This is a genomic window from Paenibacillus sp. GCM10027627 (genome assembly GCF_042675505.1).
Classification (GTDB): Bacteria; Bacillota; Bacilli; order Paenibacillales; family Paenibacillaceae; genus Pristimantibacillus.
Map to the genome: position 1 here is coordinate 1,558,888 of NZ_JBHTHB010000001.1, position 18,293 is coordinate 1,577,180.

Below are 18,293 nucleotides of genomic sequence, written 5' to 3' on the forward strand. Positions count from 1 at the left end.
TCTTTGATGTCTTTCCGCGCTTTCCTGCCTTATTTCTTAAGTATTAATTTCTTTGAGGCTTGCATCTTCAAACCCGGCTTTTCCAGCTTTACTTCGGCAAAAATTCATTCGTAAACGCCTTTTCCGCTTCCAGCTCAGCCTCTAGCAGTCCACGCTCAAACATCCAGTCCGCATAGTTTTTCCATACGGTCAGCTTTTGCTCGCCCCAACGCGGCGCATCGTCCTGATAGCGCGGGCTCAGCCATTTTTGACTCGCTCTTACCAGTTCTGCATTCAAATCCGGTTCAGCTTTGATCAACACTTCCGCCGCATCTTCAGGATGCTCGATGGCATACTGGTAACCCGCTGCCGCTCCAGCGGCAAACGCTTTGACGAGCTCCGGCGATTTTGCGATAGTCTCTTCACTTGTCACAAGCACCGGCGTATAATAATCCAGTTTTTCGCTGTAATCGGTCAAATAAACCATGTTCAGTTGTTCCCCGCGCAGTTCCGATTCTACGCCTGTCCAGCCGTAATAAATCCACGCAAAGTCGATATCTCGTTTCACCGCCGTAAAGAAATCACTGTCGCCGATGCTCATAATGTCCACCTTGCCAACGTCCGCGCCTTCCTCACGCATAATGGAGTCGATGACCGCTTCTTCTACAGGAGCGCCCCATCCGCCATAACGCTTGCCTTCAAACTTCTTAGGGGAGTCGATCCCCTTTTCCTTCGGTGAAGCGAAGCCCGACGTATTATGCTGAATAACAGCCGCTATCGAGACAAGAGGAGCGCCAGCAATACGCGCCATCGTTACCGACTCCTGGTAGCTCACGCCAAATTGCGCGTTGCCGGACGCCACCATTTTGTCCGCTCCATCTTGTCCGGGCTGTATAATTTCTACATCTAAACCTTGCTCTTTAAAGAAGCCATTGTCCCTTGCGACATAAAGCCCCGTATGATTCGTGTTCGGCGACCAGTCAAGCACGACTTGCACCTTTTGCAGCGGCTTGTCCGCTCCGCCCTCGGCCTTGTTGTTATTGGCTGCCTGGTTGCCCGCATTTCCACTCGCCGCCTCTTTCCCGCTCCCGCCGCATCCGGCCAGCGCTACTGTTAGCGCAAGAATGGTAAGCGCGAGCCCTTTTCTCCAGCCCATTTCCTTTTTCCTTCTCATGCTGTCTTCCCCTCTCCAACTAACTCCCTATTTTATAATTGAACGCTCCCTATGCGTCCCTTCCATCCGCGCTGAGGCATATAAAAAAGACGCCTCCCCATTCGGAAGACGTCGTGTTGTCGGCTGTGTTTCTCTCCCTTTTCAAACATTACCTCCAAGACACAAATCTTGGCAAGCCGTTCAAAAAAGAAGAAGCTTAGCTTCTATTCCTACGCCGGCATTATCCGGATCAGGTTAAACGGGTCGGAATGCAAGTCATTCCCTCTCAGCCGGCTAGGTCCAGCTCCCCAGAGCATATTCGGTTACGTCAATTACGTATCCATTATAGCAAACTCGGCACAGAACGCCAGACTTATTTTACCGTAAAGTAGCGTTTTTCTTTTTGCCGCCGCATTACGCCCCTTGAACTCCGCCGCCAGCCTCCGCCTTGTACCGCTTTCTTATTCCGACCGTCAGCATTAATAGCGGCAGCACGATTTGGAAAAGGGGCACGATCTTTAAAGTAATGTCCAGACCAATCCAAATATGATACGTATTGTTGGGCTCCAGGAATGAAGCGCCGTAAATAATTATTCCAATCGGCATGATCAAATAACGCTGCGAAATACCGGTTACGGTGCTGGCCGTATATAACGAGGCAAAATAAAGCGTCGATATTTTCACATACAAGCCGATGAACAGCAGCAGCGTGACGATAATATCGAGCCTCTCCAAAAAATTAGCCAGTCTGATCAGCTGCACGACATGAAGAAGCGGCAGAGCTGTAATGCTCGCAAGCTCTGGTCCCAGTACGCATAAAATAAGGGCATTCATAAAAACGAGAAAAATGGAAACGCAAACCTGCGACCAAAAAGTAATGCGGCCGATCGCTTCCTTTTCTTTGACCATGCTCCAAAAGACGAGCAGCACCACCATCTGCCCAAACGGAAAGGACAGCAAATCGGGAAAAACAGCTTTAAGCACCGGCATTGGCCCATTCTCAAGAACGGGGAGCAAATGATGCACGTTGACCAGTCCGGTGAAAAACAGCAGCAATATAATGGAGAAATAACTAAGCAGCACAACCGGGAACAGCAATTGTACGATGCGGACAAGCACCTCGACCCCTTTGTTCACGGTATAGACGGCAATAGCCATAATGAACAGCATGGTGACCCATTGCGGCGTCATATTTAGGAGGGCCATCGACGTTAGCTCGCCGACGTCCCGCACATTTCTCATCGCCTCGTAAGCGAACCAGCAGGCGTGAATGACGGCGAAAGCTCCGCCGATGTAACGCCCAAAGTGGAATTTGTACAAATCCGCTATCCCTGCGCTCGGCGCCCTCTTTTGCAAAACGACATAAATCATCGTCAAACACAATCCCGCTATTGCCGCAACAGTCATCGCAATCCATGCGTCCTGCTTCGCCGTAATGCCGAGCTCAAACAGCGGCGTGCTGCCGATTAAAAAAACGATGATCAAGATCGCCAATTGACTTTTTCCGAATTGCTGCATAGGGTTCGCTCCTTTCCGCCTTGCTTACGGCCCGCTTACGGTGAAGAGCCGCTTTTTTTCTGCGAGCCTTTAAAGTTTTTGCCGCTCATTCCCGTTGAGCTCAATTTCATATGAACAGTAAGCCGAACCTCTGTTTGCGGGAACAACACATCCCAATTTTCTTTATCTTGCTTCCACCTTTTCGGGTAATGCTCGTGGATCAGCGTGCCGAAGCCAAGCATATCCGCATTATGCTTGCGAACGGCATTCCAACCGTTCATAATGTCGGTTCGGATTGCGCTTGCAATCCGCTTCTCAGCCGCGCTTACCACTTTCGGCTTGGTCAAATCGCTGTCGCAGCTGTATTCTACAAGCGTCCCCTCCGCATCCACCTTCACTTCCATCACCCAGTGACCGTCTTGCAAAACAGGACGAACTTTTGTATTCGACTGCATAATGCGTGCGGCGGAGCTTTTTTTCCCTTTTCCGCCATCGGTGCAATCGAAGGAAACCGTTGTTTTGCCGACATGATCGGTCAGCCACATCACGCCAAGGCTTTGTTCGTCGCTCAGCCAGCCGACCAGCTTGTCCCCCCGCACCAACCCCAGCTGATGCAGCCTCACTTTGGAGGGGGTCGACGTTTTGCCGATCATTTTGACGCTGTCCGTACTCTCTCCCGATCCCGAAATGATCAGCCCCGGAATGCTCGTCGCTTTCGTACTGCCAAGCAGATCCGTCAGTACGCTATGAATCGTCATCTGCCGAAAGGAGGAGCTGCCTTGGTCTTCATTAGCCACCATCCGCTGAATGGCAGCCCCAGGAATTTGCTCCAGCGGAATGAGCTGCTCCAGCATCGTTCTGGCATCGTCTCTCGATAGGAAGACGCCCACCGTCTCCCGGGAATCGTGATTGCGCAAATAAGCTTCGAGCAAAGAGGACATCCCTTTCCGGGCAGCGTCCTGTCCGATAATGACGATTTGGTTGTGTGAAAAATAAAGGCGGCGGCTCGTCTCTTCGCTCGCTTTGTTGATCGCGCTGCGGAAATTGTCCCCCTCCGTGGAAAAGACGTTGACCGCCGCCGCCCCGTTGCCCACCGTTTGGCTGGAGATTGCCCTTGGAATAACGATTTGGTAGGACAATACCCACTTTCCATCTCGCCAATCAACCCCCGTTGCCGAAATGATCGCAATATCGTTCAGCTCGACCCGGTTCCAGCAGCCGGTCTGAAGCAGCAGCAAGCACAGCAGCGCGCATAACGGCCATCGTCTTTTGCTCATCCGGTTCGCCTCCTGTTCTCATTTATCGGAATGCCGCTGGAAGACGGGACGTTTGGCGTTTTTCTGCCGCTTTGGATTGCGCAGCTTCATATCCAGCGGCCTAAGTACGGCGGCCCACCACGGAATCCGGATAAATACATCCCTCAGCATTCCGCTTCCTTTGGAGCCGGGGGCGAACGGGGACATATACGGAACTCCGAAGGAGCGCAGCGATACGAGATGGATCAGCACAAACAGCACCGATATAAAGATTCCGAAAAAGCCCAGTATTCCCGCCATTATCATAATGCCGAAACGGATGATGCGAGAGGTCGCCGCCATATTGAACTCCGGCATAACGAAGTTGGAAATCGCCGTAAACGAAACGACGATAACCATCCCCGCCGACACGATGCCGGCCTGAACGGCCGACTGGCCAAGTACGAGGGCGCCGACAATCGAAATGGCGGGGCCGATCGCACGAGGCATTCTCAGGCCTGCCTCCCGGAGCACCTCAAACGTCATCTCCATCAAAAGCGCCTCCACCAGTCCCGGGAACGGAACCCCTTCGCGCTGTGCCGCAAGGCTGATCAGCAGCGTTGTCGGCAGCATTTCCTGATGGAACGTCGTTACAGCTATATAAAGCGCAGGAAAAAGCATCGAGACGACATAAGCGACATACCGGATCGTCCGCACAAACGAAGCGATATCAAATCTTTGATAATAATCCTCGGGTGAATGGAAAAAGCTGAAAAAAGTGGTCGGCGCAATAAGCGCAATGGGCGTGCCGTCCACTAGAACCGCTACCCTTCCCTCCAGCAAAGAAGCGGCTACCGTATCCGGCCTCTCCGTATTCAGCAGCGTAGGAAACATCGTAAACGTTTCGTCTTGAATAAACTCCTCAATATATCCGCTCTCCAAAATGCCGTCGATATCGATGACCGCCAGTCTGCGGTAAACTTCTTTGACGATTTCCTCATCCGCAATCCCGTCTATATGCAGCACCGCCACGTTCGTTTGCGTCTGCCTGCCGATTTTATGCTTTTGCACATGCAAGTCCGAGGAGCGGATAATCCGCCGGATAAGGCTCATATTCGTTTCGATGTCTTCCACAAAGCTGTTTTGCGGACCCCGGATTACCGTTTGCGTTTGCGCAATGCCAACCGGCCTTTGGTTCCCGCCTCCGACACAAGCCATCAAGCCCATTGCGCTTCCATCCGCCAAAATAAGGCATAGCCCGTCTGCCATATTTTGCAATGCTGCTTCAAGCGTTACGATCTCTTTTACTGCGCCTATCGACACCACGCATGCGCGGAACGACTCCAGCAGCCCATCGCCCTTATCGTCCATATACGGCGGAAGGCTAAGCGACATCATTGGCGCAAGCACGCTTTCATTAATGGCATCGGCGTCGACGAGGCCGTTTATATACAGCAGCGCCAGCTCCCGATGCGGAGCGGCGTCGCTGCGGAACAATCGAACGACCAGATCGCTGCTCCCGCCAAATCGGGTAAATATGGCATGCACATTCGCCTGTAGCGACGGACTGAGCGGCGTTAATGCCGTTTCTTTAGTTTGGCTCATAGCGCACCCTCTACTGTTTTCCATGTTGCCTCTATTTTGGCGCTTATTGGCTGGAAATATGTATAGCACATTCCCGGTTTCGAGCTAATAGAATGGTACAGACGCACAGAATCGAAAGGAAGTGGCCGTTTGAACAGCATCAGCTTATGCTTGATTGTCAAAAACGAGGAAGACAGCCTCGGACGCTGTCTCTCTTCGGTGCAGGAGGCAGTGGATGAGATCATCATTGTGGACACCGGCTCTACAGACCGGACCAAAGAAATTGCAGCGTCCTTCGGAGCCGTCATTTACGATTTTGAATGGATTGACGACTTCGCCGCCGCCCGCAATTTCGCTTTCCAGCAGGCGACGCAAACATTCATTCTTTGGCTGGACGCCGACGATGTGATCGAAGAAGAGGATTTAATCCGGCTCAAAGCGCTTAAAGAGGAAAACTTGCCCTACGACAGCATCTCGATGAATTATCATTTGACCTTCGATCAAGCGGGCAAACCTCTATACAGCTTGCGCCGAAACCGGCTTGTCCGCCGGAGCATGGGCTTCCGCTGGATCGGACCCGTTCATGAATATTTGGCCGTTGCAGGCCGCATCTATCATAGCGACGTCGCCGTCACCCATCGCAAGGAGCGGGTTCACACCGACCGCAACCTGCGCATTTATTTGAAGCGGCTGGATGGAGGAGAAGTGTTTTCCCCGCGCGACCAATATTATTTTGCCAACGAGCTGCGCGATCATGCCCGCCTGCATGAAGCAGCGGAATGGTACGAAAAGTTTCTGAGCGGCGGACAGGGATGGATCGAAGACAACATCGGAGCGTGTACGAAGCAAGCAGACTGTTATGGGAGAACAATTCAGCCGGAGAAGCAAATCGCCTCCCTGCTCCGCACGCTCAGCTACGACCTTCCCCGCGCAGAATTTTGCTGCCAGCTTGGCTCTGTCTTCATTGAGCAGAAACGGTATAATCAAGCGATTTATTGGTTTAGGCAAGCCACTTTGCTGGAGAGGCCAAAAGATTCTATGGGCGCAACGGACAACGCCACTTGGACGTGGCTGCCTCATTTGCAGCTGACCGTTTGCTATGACAGGCTGGGCGACCGCTCCAAAGCGATTGAGCATCACAACATCGCCAAAGGCTACAACCCGACCCATCCTAGCGTCGTCTACAACGAAAAGTTTTTCAGCAGCGCCAAAGGCTGAACCAGCCCCTTTGACGGCAAAGAGGCGATTCTCCCAGCACGGGGGAATCGCCTCTTCCTCTTTATTTGTCCATATATCACAACGGATTCAGGATACGGTACATCCGGGCAAGCGAATGGCAGATTCGCTTCTGTATCGCCACCGACCGGAAGTATCCTCCATGCGAGCCGAGAGGCATCCAGGAAAATAGGCCGGGGGTTCTCACTTCGACATCTTCGGTGACGGCCTTGTTATAAGACTCGCTTAACGGCTTGAGCGGATAAGCGATAACATCGTCTTTGTCGTAGAAGTTGACCCATTCACCAACGCGCTTATGCCGGAATTTCGGAGCGGGTACGGCTATCGGTTTGCCGAAATCGTGATACCGGAGCGTCCATAACGCAATGGGACTGCCCATCGTAAACAAATGGGTGAGCGTCTCCCCTTTCTCAAGCGGAGAATTGCCGTGCGCGATGATGGACTGGATAAGAGGCGGGAGCTTATCGTTCTGCAAATCGTAAATATAGTTGCTAATGACGACCGTTCCTAAACTATGTCCGATTAGACATAGCGGAGCGGTCGCACCGGCACTTTTTGCCAGACATTGGAGCTTGCGTGCAACGCGCTCGTGAATATCCGTATAAATGAATTCGTGTGGATGAGGGTTATCCGCCTGGGGAATCGGCTGGTAGGCGATTGCGTCTCCAGCGAAGCTAATCATGAATCCGCGTGCGTCGAACAAATGGTCCCAACGGAGCTTATAGGGTGCGAGCTTGCACAGCAGCTTCTCCTCGATCCGCTCGGTTATATCGCCCCAATAGATTCCCTCAATGACCAGCTCTATCTCGGGACATATGAAGGACAATCGTCTGGTCAACGCCGCAGCAAGCTCCTCGTCAAAATCCGACTCCTGTTTGCCGATACCGTGAATAATTCCGACCGCGATCTTCATTGTTCTCCCCCTCGACAACAAAGATTTGGTTACCCTACAGCATATGCCAGGAGATGGCGAACTCTTCTACTTGCCATGATTAAAATAAATAAGGAGCCGCGTCTCAAGTAAGCAGCAGGCTTACTTGCAACGCGGCTCCTAATAAAGTTGTCCCAGCGAGCGGCACATCCGGTAAACTTCAATTTAACAAGCTCGCTTGTGTCTCTAGTCCGAATATTGAACACATACATAAAAAAAGCTTCCTCACGCCAAAATCGGCGCGGGAAGCTTTTAATTTTATTCTAGAACAAAAGGAAACGTACCTTGCATGGATTGCTCCAGTTTGAATTTGACGATTTCATTTGGCTTGCTTTTATAGTACCCCTCGGCTTCTCCCCCCAAAACAGTTGCCCAGTATTCACCTTTTTTCACCAATTTGCCGGCGCTATCTTTATGATCCCAAGGGACAGTCGTAGTGACCCTTCCCTGCTTCCATAAAACTTCTCCCGTAAACGGCTTCGTTGCAAGAGTGCGTATCACTTTACGGGCGCTGTTGCTAATTTCCACTTTGAGACTAAACGGTTTGGTTATGACGACGGTATCCTTTGGGCCAAGGTTTATAATAGAAGCGGAAATCGGCGTTGAGCTTCCAAGCTTGAATTCCGAACCCAAATGATAAGGAAGGTCTACATGAGGCGCAAGCGGAAAGCCGTTAAATCCCCCGGCACCAGTGTTCACCGAATCGATTGACCCTTGATCGTAAGTCCAATCCGCTCTTTTGACAACCTCAACCTTTAGCGAATACTTTTCCGGAGTTTCCATCGCAGGGAAAAAGGTATAGAAGCGGATTATGCTGCCCGGCTTAAGTTGGGCAAGAGAGCCGTGGCTCGAATTCACTGGCTTCAGTGAACTGCTTGTACCCAGCACATTGCCGTCCCCGTCCAGTATCGAAATGACGACATCCTTGTCTTTAGGGATGGCTTTATCTACTTTCAACATACCGCGAATAGTCGGGACATCCTGAGTATAAGCAAATTTTACGTCCAGATGGCCGACTCGAACATTGCCTTGTTCATCTTTTACCGTGAAATCCCGATCATCCGCATAATAGACATCCACCTGCGCTTTGTCGCCGTTTGACGGAGCGGTATAGTGAACCGAGGCGCCCATCTCGCTGGCAAAAGAACGAAGCGGCACATACAGCTGGCCTTTATAATTCAGAATAGATGTCCCGTCAGAGCTAATGCTGCTCTCCTTGCCTCCCAAATGAAACTTCACAAAAACCGGCGTCAGTTTCGCTTTTATCTCCCCAGGTACGGCCGCAGCCGTTATCAGGATAATCGCTATTCCGCAAACTAATCCGAGTGCAAACTTTTTCATAAGATGTCACTCCCTCTCATTTTATAAAATCTACCCTATACAGACTTTCCAAAGATTAAAAAAGTTGCGGGTGACCACTCAGAACCATGATTAAGTATAAAAAGTTGTGTTTATGTGAAAAAAATCGTCTTTTTAAACCGTAAAAAGCAAATTCTCTCTTTATGTCCATCACATGTACAAAAAACATTCCATTTCATGGATAATAGATCATTTTTGATATAATGGTTAAGAGAACAAATGAAAGGATGATGCTGGTGGAAAATCCGCAACAGCTATTAAGAAATTTGAAAACATTATCCGGCCCTTTTCCTTCCTTTGATATAAATACGTTGCCGGAAAACCCAGGGAATTTGTTTATGCAATGGCTAAGTCACGCTATTGATAATGAGGTAAAAGAACCTCATGCCATGACGCTTTCTACGGTGGATGCCGACGGGTTTCCGGATGCGCGTGTAAAGAACCCAAAAGCGGCGCTCACCTTCTACTGGCCTACACTAGGCAGGCAAATTCGTTTGCAGGGTACCGTTCGGGATATGGGAGACGAAGCAGGAGCCGCCGACTTCCGGCATCGGTCGGCCGAAGCTCGCGCCATTGCGTTGACGGGAAACCAGAGCAGAGAGCTTGCGTCGGAGGAGGAACTGGAACAATCGCTTGCAGAGCAAAGAGAGCGGATCAACCGCGATCCGGATATCGCCACCCGTAATTGGAGACTGTATGCGATGGATGTCAAAGAAGCGGAGTTTTGGCAAGGCGATCCTGGCAGGAAGCATACCTGGATTCAATATTACCGGAGCGGAGAGCAATGGAAAAACCGCCGGCTGTGGCCCTAAAGTAAAATAACAAAAAAACGTAACAGCAGCCTAAGCCAAGATCGGCTGCCGTTACGTTTTCACACATTGCATCCATAGAACAAGTCGATTTAGGCTAAGAAATAAACAAAGCGGATGGGATGGGATGGCAATACCCTTTATCAACACTACCGTCTGCTTTTGGAAGCGGCAGCCTAATCCCCGCGCTGAGAAGCGAGTACGGCAAGCTCCAGCTTGCTTAACATCAACCCATATTCATTCGTAATTTCAAAATGACGGGGCAACGGCAGCTCACGAAAATATCCAATAATCTCTTCAACGCTTCCAAACCAATCGCCCGGCTCGGCAGGCTCCACAGAACGATCCTTCCATGCCGTCTGCAGCGGGGGACTATAAATGCGCGATGCCCCCGGCTTCAGTCTGCCGCCGAGCAGCTTCTCCTCGTAAATGCGTTTAGGAGCACCGTGGCGCACCTCCTCAAACAAAAGCGAAGCATAGTCGCTGCGCGAGCCCGTATGCTTCACAGCCGCCGCAAAGCATCGTGCGCCATCGAACACGCGCGGAACGCCGAACAGCATCGCGTACAACCGCTTGCCAAATTCAATCCGCTCACCGACGTCGCGAAAATTTTCCATCACAAGACCGGCCAGTTGAAGCTCGGAACCACAGCCCTCCTTCCCGCTTCCATATGGAAAGAAGACACCGTTTAATTGCAACAGCGACTGCAACCCAAAAAACAAAGTGTGCAAAACGCGCTTGTCAAAATATTCATTTTGGATCACTCTCGCTTCAATATAATGCTGCTCATTTACGATCAACGCAGCGGTAAGCAGCGCAGAATCCCCATCCCGCCAAAAGTGCTTCCAAACCGGCTTCATAAAAGCCGACACTCCAAAAGCCGGAAGCAGATGAAACAAGCTGCGCCCAAAAGTTCGGCTCCATTGATAAAGCAGAAGCTGCGGATACGCATCCTGAAAAATAAGCGCATTCGCCCGTTCTAAAAATAAAAACACGTCCCGCCGTTGATCCTCAGACAGCAGCCGGGGCAGCCACTCCCCTTGAAGGTCCGTCATGTTCCATCCGCCGTTGCGGGAAACCAAATGCGCCAGAAGAGCCCAATGCAGCTCCGGGCTTCGAAAATAAAGATTGCGGTAAGCTTCCGTCCGCGTAACATTGTTTCGATTCGCTTCCGCCGTCTCGGTTCGAATGCGTTCGATCAGCATTTTTTCATCCGGCGTCCATTCTGCCTCTCCTGTTCCGGCAGCAGCTTTTGCGCTTCCCGTCTCCTGTTCAAGCTTAGACCAAGCTTCTTTCAAACGAGACACGGAAGCGGACGCAAACGATAGCGGTTGTGCGGATTCCAACATTTCGTGCGAAGCATTCATCGCTTTCCACTTCCCTGCGGCATAAGACAGCGCTTCGCCGGGGAGGGAGAGCAAATGGCTGATCCATCCTCCCGGAGCGCCGCGATCGTCATCTTCTTTTTGTTCCCGATGACTCATCGCCGGACCCCCTTCCACAATTGTTCTTAATAACCATTATCCGCGATTAAGCGGCTTGCCATACTGACAAAGCTTATATCGTACCTTATGCAAGGCACATCCAGCTTGCTTCTCGCTTACGAGAAACGTGAGGGGTATAATGAAAAAAACAGCCTGCGGAGGAAAAATCGATGTGCGGACGTTATACGATAACCATTACGCTAGAGGAATTGATGACCAGATACTTGATTGAAGAAACGGGCGTTCCCTTTCATCGCCCCAAATATAATGTCGCGCCCGGTCAGCAAGTGCTTGCCGTTATTCAGGGTGGGGGAAAAAACCGGTTGGGCGAACTGAAGTGGGGACTTGTACCGCCCTGGGCCAGCGATGCCAAAACCGGGTTTTCCATGATCAACGCCCGTTCGGAAACCGCCGCCTCCAAGCCGGCGTACAAGGACGCTTTTTTGCGCAAAAGATGCCTTTTGCCGGCGGATGGCTTCTACGAATGGCAAGCCACCCCGAAGGGCAAACGGCCGATGCGCATCATCCTCAAAGGAGCTCCTGTTTTTAGCTTGGCCGGGCTTTATGAAACATGGATCAGTCCGGACGGCAGCAAGCTAAGCACTTGTACCATTTTGACTACTGAGCCGAACTCCCTTGTCGCTCCGATTCACGATCGGATGCCGGTCATATTGAGGCCGGAGGAGGAGACTCTTTGGCTGGATCGCCAAGAGCAAAACATCGACCGTCTTATGCCGCTGCTGAAGCCGTACCCCTCCGACGCCATGGAAGCGTACCCCGTTAGCGGGGCCGTAGGCAACGTCCGTCATGACGATCCTTCGCTTATCGTTAGGAAAGAGGAGGATTCGCAGCAGTTGGAGCTTTGGTAGTTGCCGCAATTCTGAACAGGGCACCTCGCCCCCTACACTAACCGGGAATGCGGCATTGAGCACAAAAAAATAGCCGACCGGATACCCGGTCAGCGAAACATGCCCCACAGCTTAAGCAAATGGAATGTATTGTTGGGATCGATTTTTTGCGCCAGCACAAACGCTACAATTTGATCCTCTTGTGTTTCCGTCAGCTTTTCTTGCAAAATAACCGTAGCCGATTTGATCATTTTCCGCACTTTGACGCGATCCTGCAAATCGTATTTGGTCACATTGCCAAGCAATTGCCTGATCCGGTCCTTTACTACAGGATTTTTCATCTTCAGCTTGACCCGTTCGACCAGTTGCGGCTTAATGCCGTAATTTTGGTAGCTCATCTTCCCTGCACCCCCGTTCGGCAATCCTTCTAACTGAATTAACTATATGCCGATTGGGGGGAATAATTGCTTAATCTAGCTGCTCTCCTTGAAATAATTGATCCTTTCGAAGATGGTTCCAAAGTCTCGCAAACGATTCATTGGTCCAAAAATCTTCGCGTTCCGTCAACCTGGCCGCATCTTCGCGGGCGAGCTCCAGCATCTCGTAATCGGCGACCATATCGGCAATCCGGAACTCCGGCAAGCCGCTCTGCTTCGTTCCAAAAAAGTCGCCAGGCCCCCGCAGCTCCAGATCGCGCCGCGCAACCTCAAAGCCGTCGTTCGTCTCCGTCATGACCTTCATTCTCTCCCGGCCCGTTTCGGACTTTGGATCGGCCATCAAAATACAATACGATTGATGCTCTCCGCGGCCGACCCGTCCCCGCAACTGGTGGAGCTGCGATAAGCCGAATCGTTCCGCATCCATAATGATGATAAGTGTGGCGTTCGGCACGTCCACGCCAACCTCGACGACCGTTGTGGCAACGAGCACATGGGATTCATTCCCGCTGAAACGGGACATCACCGCTTCCTTTTCAGCCGCGGACAGCCTGCCATGAAGAAGCCCCACCTCAAGGTCCGGGAATGCCTGCTGCAACTGGACATACTGATCAATGGCATTTTGCACGTCCAGCTTGTCCGATTCTTCAATCAAAGGGCAAATGACATACGCCTGCCGGCCCATCGCCACTTCCTTTCGGATAAAACCAAGCACCCGATCCATCGCATCATGCTTCACCCAATACGTTTTGATCGACTTGCGTCCGCGCGGCATTTCCTTAAGCGTCGATACATCCATGTCGCCAAACGCGGTAATGGCAAGCGTCCTCGGGATCGGCGTCGCAGTCATCGTCAGCACATCTGGAGCGTACCCCTTGCGCCTAAGCACACTTCGCTGATTGACGCCGAACCGATGCTGCTCATCCGTTACGACAAGCCCCAGGCTTCGGAAAAAAACACCCTCCTGAATAAGAGCATGTGTGCCGACGACAACATCGATCAGTCCCATTTGGAGCCCGGCCAACACGTCTCGTCTCTTTTTTTCCGTTAAGCTGCCCGTAAGCAAGCCTACTTGAATACCCGTCCCCTCATATAATCGCTGAAGAGACTTCGCATGCTGCTCCGCCAATATTTCCGTCGGAACCATTAACGCTCCCTGATGGCCGGCCTTCACTACCCCATAGAGTCCAATTGCCGCAACTACCGTTTTGCCGGAGCCGACATCGCCTTGAAGAAGTCTGTTCATACCATAAGGACGCCGCATGTCCGTAAGCATTTCGTTGACGACCTTCTTCTGCGCGTCCGTCAGCTCGAACGGCAAAGTGGCGGCAAAGCTGCGAATCGTTTCGCTTTCGATCGGATGCGCAATGCCGTCGCCGCGGCTCCGGTTCAACGAGCGGTAAGCCTGAAGCTTTAGCTGAAATAGAAACAGCTCCTCGTAAACCATTCTTCGGCGGGCTTCCTGCCCCTTTTTGACATCGCCGGGCATATGCAGCAGCCGGAACGCTTCCGGCCGGGACATGAGTCCATGCTCCTGTACCAGCTCGTAAGGAAGAATCTCTTCCAACATCGGGGCGTACAAATCAAGCGCTGTCGCAATCGCTTTGCGAATCCAGGCTTGCGTAATGTTTCCTCCTATGGAGTAAACAGGCTGGAGCGAGCCGGATTTGGTCGCTTTGGCACTGTCCGGAAACTCCGATTCCGACACGGTGAGCTGCAAGCGTTGCTGCTCCCACTTGCCGGTCAGCATAACCTCGCGGCCAAGCCGCAGCTGCTCCTGCAAAAAGTGGCGGTTAAACCACACCGCCGTCACCAAAAACCCGCCGATTTCCACCTTGCAAGTCAAACGCGACTTGCTTCTTCCATAGCGCTGAAGAAGGGGAGCTCCGCGCACGATGCCCATCACAGTCGCCTTCTCACCGCTTTTGACTTCCGTCAATTCGCGAACGCGGTAATCCTCGTAACGGAATGGAAAATAAGCAAGCAAATCGGCTACAGTATGGACGCCAAAGGCGTGAAGCTCTCCTTCTTTCAGAGCGCTCACGCCTTTGATTTGTTTAACTGGAATTTCATCTAACTTAATCATGTTTCACTCACACCCTGTATACAAATACAGCGGACGTTCCTGGTCCCGTATGTACGCCGATAACCGATCCCACCGTCGTGTAGCTGACACCTTGTACGTTAAGCTCGCTTTTGACCCGGTCTCCCAGTTCATTCGCCTGACCTAAATCATCCGTTGAAGCGATCACTAAATGAACAGGATCGCTGCCGAACGTTTCCTTCAACATGTCGGCAATGCGGCCCATCGCCTTTTTGCTGCCCCGAACTTTGTCTACGGAAAAAACACCGCCGTTATCATCCAGAGAAAGGATCGGCTTAATGTTTAGGATGGAGCCGATCAGCGCCGCAGCTCGGCCGATTCTCCCGCCTTTTTGCAGAAACTCCAAACTGTCTACGAGGAAATAAAGCCCGAGGTCGCTGCGAAGCTTTTCAATTTCCTCCAAAATCCGTTCCTTGGACTCGCCTGCCTGCGCCATTTCCGCAGCCCTTACTACTTGCAAGCCAATGCCGTAAGAAGCCGATCTGGAATCCACAATCGTAATGTCCGCATCCCGCTCCAGCATCGATTCTGCAATGACCGCCGATTGGTGGGTTCCGCTAAGAATAGACGCCAGATGGATCGAGATAATTGGCCCCTCTGGATCTTCGTCCAGCAGCCGCTCGTACAACTCGGAAAACTCCAGCGGAGACGGCTGGGATGTGGTTGGCAACACTGGGGAAGCCTTCAATTTTTCATAAAATTGTCCCGCGCTGATTGTAATAGAATCCAGATAAGTTTCTTCCCCAAACAACACTTTGAGCGGCACCATGGAAATGCCGAGCGTTTCGCGAACCTCTGCCGGTATATCCGACGTACTGTCCGCGACTATGCGAACTTTCCCCATTTAAACCCCTCCACATCAAATCTACAACCTATTCTACTGCAAACAAATACGGGTACAGCGGTTGACCGCCTTGCTGAACCTCGATTTCAAGATCCGGATACTGCTCCTCCGCCCACTCGCATAGAGCAGCCGTAAGCTCAGATTCCGCACCGTCGCCCGTCAACACAGTGAGCAAGTCTCCACCGTTTTCCAGCATGCTCGAAAGCAGAGTCTGGCAAGCGGTTTCCAGCTTGGCATGGGAAACGACAATCGCCTTTTCCTTAATGCCGATAAAGTCGCCCTCGCGAATGTCAACGCCGTCAATCGACGTATCTCTTACCGCATTCGTCACTTGGCCCGATACCACATTGTCCGCAGCGCTCTTCATCCAGTCACGGTTGCGCTCAGGAGACTCGTCTTCCTTAAAGGCCAGTACAGCCGCCAGACCTTGCGGGATCGTGCGGGTTGGAATGACCGTAATATTGCGGTCGCTAAGCTCCGCCGCCTGTTCGGCAGCCAAAATAATGTTGCCGTTATTCGGCAGCAAATAAATATGATCAGCAGAAAGCGCATCGATCGCCTTCAAAAAGTCTTCCGTACTTGGGTTCATCGTCTGACCGCCGGATAGAACGGTGTCCACGTCGCTGGACAAAAACATTTCCTTAACGCCTTCGCCCATAGCTACCGCAATGATTCCGTATGGAGCGCGTTCATAAACGGGAGCTATCCCGCTGACCGCCTGTCCCGCCAGCAGTTCTGCCGCCGATAAATCCGCTGCACTGACAATCGCCGAATTATCGTGTTCCAATAAGTCTCTGTGCTGCTCCCGCATATTCAAAATATGAATATCGGTCAATTCACCGTAAGGTAGCGAAGCGTTCAGCACGTCGCCCGGCTTGCGGGAGTGGACATGAACTTTAATAATGTCGTCATCCGTAATGACGAGAATGGAATCCCCGTCTCTTTCCAAAATCTTTTTGTAAGCGGATTCATCAAAAAACACTGGAGTTTTGCCGGAACGGGTACGATTTATAAAAAATTCCATGTCATATAAGAACTCAATATCTTCCGTGGACAAATGAGCTTGTGCCGAGGAAGGCTCGCTTCTCCGCTCCACTTTAAGCGCGGTCGGTACGGCTACCTCTTCTGGCGATGCCGCTTCCGAAGGCATTTGGAACAAATCGCCGGAATCCTCACGCGATAGGCTCATCAAAAATCCTTCGTAAATATACACGAGACCTTGTCCGCCCGAATCGACAACCCCAACCTGCTTTAGCACCGGCAGTTGATCCGGCGTACGCTGCAATGCTTCATACGCTTTAGTATGAACTTCCAACATGAGATCGGTAACGTCCTTCGCGCGCCGCGCGTATTGAACCGCATGTTTAGCCGCTTCTTTCGCAACGGTCAAGATGGTGCCTTCAACCGGTTTCACCACGGCCTTGTACGCCATGTCCACCCCGTTCTGAAGCGCTGCCGCCACATCGACGGCCGTAGCCTCTTGAAGCGTGGAAAGAGATTTTGAAAACCCGCGGAACAACTGCGACAAAATAACGCCTGAATTGCCCCTAGCGCCCATTAGCAGCCCTTTGGACAATGCTTCGGCCGATTTGCCGATATGATCCGATGGCTTGCTCCGAAGCTCTCTAACTCCTGAACTCATCGTTAAATTCATGTTGGTGCCTGTATCGCCGTCCGGCACCGGAAACACGTTAAGTGAATTAACGCGTTCAGCGTTACGCTGCAAATAGTCCGCTCCCAGAAACGCCATTGCGGCAAAATCCGATCCGTTAATTGAGCGCTTACCCAATGAAAATTCCCCTTCCTGCTACCTAGATACCCTTACGTCTTGCACAAATATATGGACTTCATCCACTTGTAAGCCGATCACGTTATTGAGCACATACGTCACTTTGGACTGAATGTTATGCGCCACCTCGGAAATCTTCGTCCCGTAACTTACGATGATATGGAGGTCGATATGCAGCTTGTCGTTCTCGCGCCGCACTTCAACGCCCCTGGACATGTTTTCTCTTCCTAGCAGCTCCGCGATCCCGTCTTTCAAACCTTTGCGCGAAGCCATGCCCACCAGTCCATAACAATCCATCGCAGCCGATCCAGCTAGGACGGCGATGCAATGATCGGTAACATGAATGGAGCCAAGTTCGGTATTCAGCTGCAGTGACATGGCAGTACACTCCTTTACATTATCTATTATGGACTATGTACCATTGTACTATAAATGGTCCAGTTATTGAAGTCCGTAAGCGAAAATTGCCCCTCGCCGAACATAATTAGGTTGAACAGACGAAGAGTTTGTGATACGATATTCGAGTGTGTTTAATGAAGCTTGACTAATCGCTAACGTAATCATGAGATTCGCTCACGGCCTCTGGCCTGACGGGCCGCATGAGCGCCTGAAATCGGCTTTGCGCTTGCAAAACGTCAAGCCTGCGCTGCCGTAGCCGTTCACTCGGCGCCACACACGGAGCGTATGTTCTATGAAGTAGGCTTTGCTTTCATAGCAAATTCGGCTTCGCAAATCTTTATAGGAGGTGTAGTCATGTCCCGCAAATGTTATCTAACTGGCAAATCGCCGCGTCAAGGCAACAACGTATCCCACGCCAACAACAAAACTCGTCGTTCTTGGGGCGTTAACGTGCAAAAGGTTCGCATCCTAGTTGACGGCAAACCGAAACGCGTATACGTAAGCGCGCGCGCACTGAAATCCGGTAAAGTTACTCGCGTATAAAGATGGCTAACGCCATAGACAAAAGCACCTGAAACTCAGGTGCTTTTATTTTTTTGCCTTTT

16 protein-coding genes and 1 riboswitch are annotated in these 18,293 nt (G+C 51.5%); of the genes, 4 read left to right on the forward strand and 12 right to left on the reverse strand.

Annotated elements, in window-relative coordinates; genetic code table 11:
- Positions 1-88: 88 nt before the first annotated feature.
- From ACFQZE_RS07710 to ACFQZE_RS07725, 4 genes are all read right to left on the reverse strand, one after another.
- A complete protein-coding gene (locus ACFQZE_RS07710; protein ID WP_379355314.1) occupies positions 89-1,153 on the reverse strand; it encodes an ABC transporter substrate-binding protein in 1,065 nt (354 codons plus the stop codon).
- 189 nt (positions 1,154-1,342) lie between these two features.
- Positions 1,343-1,453, reverse strand: a riboswitch (TPP riboswitch).
- Between the two features lie 93 nt (positions 1,454-1,546).
- Positions 1,547-2,650 carry a GerAB/ArcD/ProY family transporter gene (locus ACFQZE_RS07715; RefSeq protein WP_379355316.1) on the reverse strand — a complete coding sequence of 368 codons (1,104 nt, stop codon included), beginning with the start codon at positions 2,648-2,650 and terminating at the stop codon, positions 1,547-1,549.
- Between the two features lie 35 nt (positions 2,651-2,685).
- The gene (locus ACFQZE_RS07720) at positions 2,686-3,906 is read right to left on the reverse strand and encodes a Ger(x)C family spore germination protein (protein ID WP_379355318.1); all 1,221 of its coding nucleotides are present in this window, start codon (positions 3,904-3,906) and stop codon (positions 2,686-2,688) included.
- 18 nt (positions 3,907-3,924) lie between these two features.
- Positions 3,925-5,469: a spore germination protein gene (locus tag ACFQZE_RS07725; RefSeq protein WP_379355320.1), complete on the reverse strand. Its 1,545-nt coding sequence runs from the start codon at positions 5,467-5,469 to the stop codon at positions 3,925-3,927.
- A gap of 129 nt (positions 5,470-5,598) precedes the next feature.
- Between ACFQZE_RS07725 and ACFQZE_RS07730 the strand changes: the two genes are divergently transcribed.
- The gene (locus ACFQZE_RS07730; protein WP_379355322.1) at positions 5,599-6,666 is read left to right on the forward strand and encodes a tetratricopeptide repeat-containing glycosyltransferase family 2 protein; all 1,068 of its coding nucleotides are present in this window, start codon (positions 5,599-5,601) and stop codon (positions 6,664-6,666) included.
- A gap of 76 nt (positions 6,667-6,742) precedes the next feature.
- Here ACFQZE_RS07730 and ACFQZE_RS07735 read toward each other — a convergent pair whose 3' ends face one another.
- Together ACFQZE_RS07735 and ACFQZE_RS07740 are read right to left on the reverse strand one after the other, a co-directional pair.
- The gene (locus ACFQZE_RS07735; protein WP_379355324.1) at positions 6,743-7,597 is read right to left on the reverse strand and encodes a chemotaxis protein; all 855 of its coding nucleotides are present in this window, start codon (positions 7,595-7,597) and stop codon (positions 6,743-6,745) included.
- 276 nt (positions 7,598-7,873) lie between these two features.
- Positions 7,874-8,956: a hypothetical protein gene (locus ACFQZE_RS07740; RefSeq protein WP_379355326.1), complete on the reverse strand. Its 1,083-nt coding sequence runs from the start codon at positions 8,954-8,956 to the stop codon at positions 7,874-7,876.
- Positions 8,957-9,204: 248 nt separating this feature from the next.
- On the opposite strand from ACFQZE_RS07740, the gene ACFQZE_RS07745 reads away from it, so the two are divergent.
- Positions 9,205-9,786: a pyridoxine/pyridoxamine 5'-phosphate oxidase gene (locus tag ACFQZE_RS07745; protein WP_379355552.1), complete on the forward strand. Its 582-nt coding sequence runs from the start codon at positions 9,205-9,207 to the stop codon at positions 9,784-9,786.
- Between the two features lie 173 nt (positions 9,787-9,959).
- Here the strand turns inward: ACFQZE_RS07745 and ACFQZE_RS07750 are convergent, their stop codons facing one another.
- Positions 9,960-11,267, reverse strand: a complete 1,308-nt coding sequence (locus ACFQZE_RS07750) for a DUF2515 domain-containing protein (protein ID WP_379355328.1) — start codon at positions 11,265-11,267, stop codon at positions 9,960-9,962.
- Between the two features lie 170 nt (positions 11,268-11,437).
- On the opposite strand from ACFQZE_RS07750, the gene ACFQZE_RS07755 reads away from it, so the two are divergent.
- On the forward strand, positions 11,438-12,136 hold the full coding sequence (locus ACFQZE_RS07755; protein ID WP_379355330.1) for an SOS response-associated peptidase: 699 nt from the start codon (positions 11,438-11,440) through the stop codon (positions 12,134-12,136).
- 89 nt (positions 12,137-12,225) lie between these two features.
- Here the strand turns inward: ACFQZE_RS07755 and ACFQZE_RS07760 are convergent, their stop codons facing one another.
- From ACFQZE_RS07760 to ACFQZE_RS07780, 5 genes are all read right to left on the reverse strand, one after another.
- A complete protein-coding gene (locus ACFQZE_RS07760; RefSeq protein WP_379355332.1) occupies positions 12,226-12,513 on the reverse strand; it encodes a stage VI sporulation protein F in 288 nt (95 codons plus the stop codon).
- Positions 12,514-12,583: 70 nt separating this feature from the next.
- Complete coding sequence (gene recG, locus ACFQZE_RS07765) at positions 12,584-14,638, reverse strand: ATP-dependent DNA helicase RecG (RefSeq protein ID WP_379355334.1); 2,055 nt, start codon at positions 14,636-14,638, stop codon at positions 12,584-12,586.
- Positions 14,639-14,645: 7 nt separating this feature from the next.
- A complete protein-coding gene (locus tag ACFQZE_RS07770; protein ID WP_379355336.1) occupies positions 14,646-15,500 on the reverse strand; it encodes a DegV family protein in 855 nt (284 codons plus the stop codon).
- Positions 15,501-15,528: 28 nt separating this feature from the next.
- A complete protein-coding gene (locus ACFQZE_RS07775) occupies positions 15,529-17,250 on the reverse strand; it encodes a DAK2 domain-containing protein (RefSeq protein WP_379355555.1) in 1,722 nt (573 codons plus the stop codon).
- Positions 17,251-17,307: 57 nt separating this feature from the next.
- Positions 17,308-17,667 carry an Asp23/Gls24 family envelope stress response protein gene (locus ACFQZE_RS07780; RefSeq protein ID WP_379355338.1) on the reverse strand — a complete coding sequence of 120 codons (360 nt, stop codon included), beginning with the start codon at positions 17,665-17,667 and terminating at the stop codon, positions 17,308-17,310.
- A gap of 375 nt (positions 17,668-18,042) precedes the next feature.
- Between ACFQZE_RS07780 and rpmB the strand changes: the two genes are divergently transcribed.
- Complete coding sequence (gene rpmB / locus ACFQZE_RS07785) at positions 18,043-18,231, forward strand: 50S ribosomal protein L28 (protein ID WP_068683988.1); 189 nt, start codon at positions 18,043-18,045, stop codon at positions 18,229-18,231.
- Positions 18,232-18,293: the final 62 nt, after the last annotated feature.

What these genes read in the sequence shown, in the direction of transcription:
- ACFQZE_RS07710 (WP_379355314.1), bottom strand. Translation starts at nt 1,153, where the DNA reads ATGAGAAGGAAAAAGGAAATGGGCTGGAGAAAAGGGCTCGCGCTTACC.
- ACFQZE_RS07715 (WP_379355316.1), bottom strand. Translation starts at nt 2,650, where the DNA reads ATGCAGCAATTCGGAAAAAGTCAATTGGCGATCTTGATCATCGTTTTT.
- ACFQZE_RS07720 (WP_379355318.1), bottom strand. Translation starts at nt 3,906, where the DNA reads ATGAGCAAAAGACGATGGCCGTTATGCGCGCTGCTGTGCTTGCTGCTG.
- ACFQZE_RS07725 (WP_379355320.1), bottom strand. Translation starts at nt 5,469, where the DNA reads ATGAGCCAAACTAAAGAAACGGCATTAACGCCGCTCAGTCCGTCGCTA.
- ACFQZE_RS07735 (WP_379355324.1), bottom strand. Translation starts at nt 7,597, where the DNA reads ATGAAGATCGCGGTCGGAATTATTCACGGTATCGGCAAACAGGAGTCG.
- ACFQZE_RS07740 (WP_379355326.1), bottom strand. Translation starts at nt 8,956, where the DNA reads ATGAAAAAGTTTGCACTCGGATTAGTTTGCGGAATAGCGATTATCCTG.
- ACFQZE_RS07745 (WP_379355552.1), top strand. Translation starts at nt 9,205, where the DNA reads ATGCTGGTGGAAAATCCGCAACAGCTATTAAGAAATTTGAAAACATTA.
- ACFQZE_RS07750 (WP_379355328.1), bottom strand. Translation starts at nt 11,267, where the DNA reads ATGAGTCATCGGGAACAAAAAGAAGATGACGATCGCGGCGCTCCGGGA.
- ACFQZE_RS07755 (WP_379355330.1), top strand. Translation starts at nt 11,438, where the DNA reads ATGTGCGGACGTTATACGATAACCATTACGCTAGAGGAATTGATGACC.
- ACFQZE_RS07760 (WP_379355332.1), bottom strand. Translation starts at nt 12,513, where the DNA reads ATGAGCTACCAAAATTACGGCATTAAGCCGCAACTGGTCGAACGGGTC.
- recG (WP_379355334.1), bottom strand. Translation starts at nt 14,638, where the DNA reads ATGATTAAGTTAGATGAAATTCCAGTTAAACAAATCAAAGGCGTGAGC.
- ACFQZE_RS07770 (WP_379355336.1), bottom strand. Translation starts at nt 15,500, where the DNA reads ATGGGGAAAGTTCGCATAGTCGCGGACAGTACGTCGGATATACCGGCA.
- ACFQZE_RS07775 (WP_379355555.1), bottom strand. Translation starts at nt 17,250, where the DNA reads ATGGCGTTTCTGGGAGCGGACTATTTGCAGCGTAACGCTGAACGCGTT.
- ACFQZE_RS07780 (WP_379355338.1), bottom strand. Translation starts at nt 17,667, where the DNA reads ATGTCACTGCAGCTGAATACCGAACTTGGCTCCATTCATGTTACCGAT.
- rpmB (WP_068683988.1), top strand. Translation starts at nt 18,043, where the DNA reads ATGTCCCGCAAATGTTATCTAACTGGCAAATCGCCGCGTCAAGGCAAC.